1 protein-coding gene and 1 pseudogene are annotated in these 4,076 nt (G+C 69.4%); both read left to right on the top strand.

All coding sequences use genetic code 11. From position 1 onward, the window contains the following. Positions 1-2,111 (top strand): type I polyketide synthase (locus VGP60_RS41270; protein ID WP_327553685.1); only part of this gene is annotated, 2,111 nt, incomplete at its 5' end. Positions 2,112-2,333: 222 nt separating this feature from the next. Then, a pseudogene (locus tag VGP60_RS41265) lies at positions 2,334-4,076 on the top strand (type I polyketide synthase); the annotation flags it as partial.

Below are 4,076 nucleotides of genomic sequence, written 5' to 3'. Positions count from 1 at the left end.
CCGCGAGTGACGGCCCGGGCCTGCCGTCGGTCTGGCACGACGTCGCGGTGCACGCCACCGGCGCGACCGCCCTGCGCATCGGGTTCTCCCCGGACGGCTTCGGCGGATGTTCCGTCAGTGCCACGGATCTCGCGGGCGCGCCAGTGCTTACGGCCGCTTCGGTGCGACGCGGGACGATCTCCGCCGACCAGTTCGCGCCCGTCGAGCTTTCCCACCGCGATGCGCTGTTCCAGGTCGGCTGGGTCCCCGCGCCCACCGGCGAAGACCGGAAGGCGAACGAGCGCTGGGCCGTGGTCGGCAACGAGCCCACGGTGTCCACTGTGGAGCGTTCCGGTGTCCCGGTCGTCGGAGTCGCCGACTTCGACGAGCTCGACGCGGCGGACATCGTGCTGCTGCCCGTCACTTCGGCAACCGGCGATCTCGCCGCGGCCGCACACAGATCGGTCCGCGACGCCCTGACGTCCATCCAGCAGTTCTTGCGTGACAGCAAGTTCGACGACTCACACCTGGTCGTGCTCACCCGGCAGGCGATCGCGGCCACTCCAGACGAGAACGTCGCCGGACTCGCCGACTCGGGCGTCTGGGGTCTGGTCCGGTCGGCCGGGTCCGAGAACCCGGGCCGGATCACCCTGGTCGACATCGACGACGAGGACAGCTCCGCGAAGGTGCTCGTCACCGCGATCACCGACGCCGTCACCACCGGCGAGCCGCAGATCGCCATCCGCTGCGGCAATGTCACCGCCGCCCGGCTCACCCGCGCGAAGACCACCGAAGGCACACGCTGGCAGCTCGATCCCAGCGGCTCAGGCACCGTGCTCGTCACCGGCGGCACCGGCACCCTGGGCACGCTCCTCTGCCGCCACCTGGTCGAACGGCACGGCGTCCGGCGTTTGCTGCTGACCAGCCGCCGCGGCCTCGACGCTCCCGGCGCACAGGAACTCCGTGACGAGCTGGCCGGTCTCGGCGCCGATGTCGTCGTCGAAGCTTGTGACATCGCGAACCGCGACGAACTCGCCGGCGTGCTGGCCGGGATTCCCGCGGCACACCCGCTGAGCAGCGTGGTGCACCTCGCCGCGGTCCTCGATGACGGCGTGCTCGACGCGCTGACCGGTGAGCGCGTCGACAAGGTGTTGCAGCCCAAGGTGGACGCCGCGCTCAACCTGCACGAGCTGACCCGAGAGCTGGACCTGTCGGCGTTCGTCCTGTTCTCCTCGTTCTCCGGGGTTTCCGGTGCCGTCGGGCAAGCCAACTACGCGGCGGCGAACACGTTCCTCGACGCGCTGGCCCAGCGACGTCGTTCGGACGGCTTGCCGGCGACCTCGCTGGCCTGGGGATTCTGGGAGCAGCGAAGCGAACTCACCGGAGCGCTCGACGCCACCGACATCGCCCGGTTCCGCCGCGAAGGCGTCATCGCGATGACGGCCGAACACGGCCTCGGCCTGTTCGATCTGGCATCCACTGTGGACGATTCACTGGTGGTCACCGCGCCACTGGACGTCCGCGCGATCGCCCGTGGTTCCGTCCCGGCGTTGATGCGCGGACTCGTGCGCGTCCCCGCGCGCCGCGTCGCGGGCAACGAAGCCGTCCACACGGCCGGACCGGGATTCCTGGAGCAGCTGACCGGCCGGAGTGCGGCCGAGCAGGAAAAGCTCGTGCTGGACCTGGTCAACCGCCATGTCGCGGCGGTGCTCGGGCACGGCTCGGCGGACGACGTCGAGTCCGAGCGCGGATTCCTTGAACTCGGGATGACCTCGCTGACCGCGGTGGAGCTGCGCAACCGGCTGGCCGCCGATCTCGGCCTCCGGCTGCCCATCACGTTGATCTTCGACCACCCGACGCCGATCGCGCTCGTGCGGCACGTCCGCACGGAGATCGGGGCGGACGCCGAACAGGTGCCACTGCTGGCGGAACTCGAAAAACTCGAAACCGCGGTGTCGGGGTCCGAACTGGACGCCGGCACCCGGGCACTACTGGTCAAACGGCTTTCCGCGCTGCAATGGCGACTCGAAGCCGTCGGCGAGCAGAAGACGGAAGAAAACTCCGAAGAGCTCGCCGCGGTGAGTGACGACGAGATGTTCGCGTTCATCGACAAGGAACTCGGCCGCAACTAGCACGCTCGCAACCGTCCTTCGCCATCTGTCGACAGATGGCGGTCTCTTAGTAGCTAAGAGATCACGAGATGTCGACATCTCGTGGCTGAGCACTAGTAACAGCACTAGTGCCATGTCCGGCAAAGTTAGAGGCCTGACGGTGGTCCGGGTTTCCCGCTGGGTGCGCCGCCAGAAAGGGCTCGCCGTCCCCGCAAGTTCCCTCACTTGGGAGGCACCACCCGCATGACGAGCAACGAAGACAAGCTCCGCGATTACCTCAAGCTGGTCACCACCGACCTGCGGCAGACCCGCCAGCGCTTGCAGACCGTCGAGGCGAAGACCGCCGAGCCGATCGCGATCGTCGGCATGGGCTGCCGTTATGCCGGGGGCGCGAACTCGCCCGAGGAGCTGTGGCGGGTTTTGCTCGACGGCGAGGACGCGATCTCGGGCTTCCCCGAGGGACGCGGGTGGGACGCCGCGTCGATCTACGACCCGGACCCGGACAAGCCCGGCAAGACCTACGTCGTCGAGGGCGGTTTCCTCCACGAGGCAGCCGAATTCGACCCCGGCTTCTTCGGTATCTCCCCGCGTGAAGCGGTGGCGATGGACCCACAGCAGCGGTTGCTGCTCGAGGTCGCGTGGGAGGCGATCGAGCACGCGGGGATCGATCCGCTGTCCCTGCGCGGCACCGGGGTCGGGACCTTCGTCGGCGCGGTCGAATCGAGTTACGGCTCCGGCACGGACATGCCCGAGACGGCCGAAGGGCATCTGCTGACCGGCACCGCGGCCAGTGTCCTTTCCGGACGGATCTCCTACTTCCTCGGTCTGGAAGGACCGGCCGTCACGGTCAACACGGCGTGCTCGTCGTCGCTGGTCGCCCTGCACTGGGCGGAACAGGCATTGCGTTCCGGTGAGTGCTCGATGGCGCTCGTCGGCGGCGCGACCGTGATGGCGACCCCCAACGCGTTCATCGAGTTCGCGCGTCAGCGCGGCATGTCGCGCGACGGGCGTTGCAAGGCCTTCGCCGACACCGCCGACGGCATGGCGTGGGGTGAGGGCGTCGGCATGATCCTGCTGGAACGCCTTTCCGACGCGCAGAAGAACGGCCACCGCGTGCTCGCCGTCGTGCGCGGCTCCGCGGTGAACCAGGACGGCGCGAGCAGTGGCCTGACCGCGCCGCACGGCCCGTCACAGCAGCGCGTCATCCGTGCCGCGCTGGAGAGCGCACGCCTGACGCCCGGCCAGATCGACGTCGTCGAGGCGCACGGCACCGGCACGAGCCTGGGCGACCCGATCGAGGCCCAGGCGCTGCTGGCGACCTACGGGCAGGACCGTGAAAGCCCGTTGCTGCTCGGCTCGGTGAAGTCGAACCTCGGGCACGCCCAGGCCGCGGCCGGGGTGGCCGGAGTGATCAAGATGGTGCTCGCGCTGGGCGAAGGCGTGGTGCCCAAGACGTTGCATGTGGACACACCGACGTCCAGTGTGGACTGGACCTCGGGCGCGGTGGAGCTGGCGACCGAGCAGCGCGCCTGGCCGGAGGTCGATCGCCCGCGCCGGGCAGCCGTGTCCGCGTTCGGGATCAGCGGGACCAACGCGCACGTGATCCTCGAGCAGGCTCCGGAGGCTGAGCCTGTTGCCGCACCTGACGAAACCGGTCTCGTGCCGTGGGTTCTGTCGGCGAAGAGCCCGGAGGCGCTGCACGCCCAAGCGGCCCGGCTGCTCTCGCACCTGAAGACCCGCTCGGACATCCCGTCGGCCGACATCGCCGTCTCGCTGGTAAAGGGCCGTTCGCGGTTCTCCCGCCGGGCCGTGATCGTCGCCGGGGACCGGGAAAGCGCGCTGCGCGGCCTGGCGGCATTGGCCGACGGCGAGCCCGACGCGGGAGTGTCCGAAGGTTCGGTCGCCGGTGGCAAGACGGCGTTCCTGTTCTCCGGTCAGGGTTCGCAGCGGCTCGGCATGGGCCGCGAGCTTTATGAGCGGTTCCCG

The sequence above is a fragment of the Amycolatopsis sp. genome, from assembly GCF_036008905.1.
Taxonomy (GTDB): Bacteria; Actinomycetota; Actinomycetes; order Mycobacteriales; family Pseudonocardiaceae; genus Amycolatopsis.
Note: the sequence above shows the minus strand (reverse complement) of the source record. Positions and strands in the feature narration are given on the sequence as shown.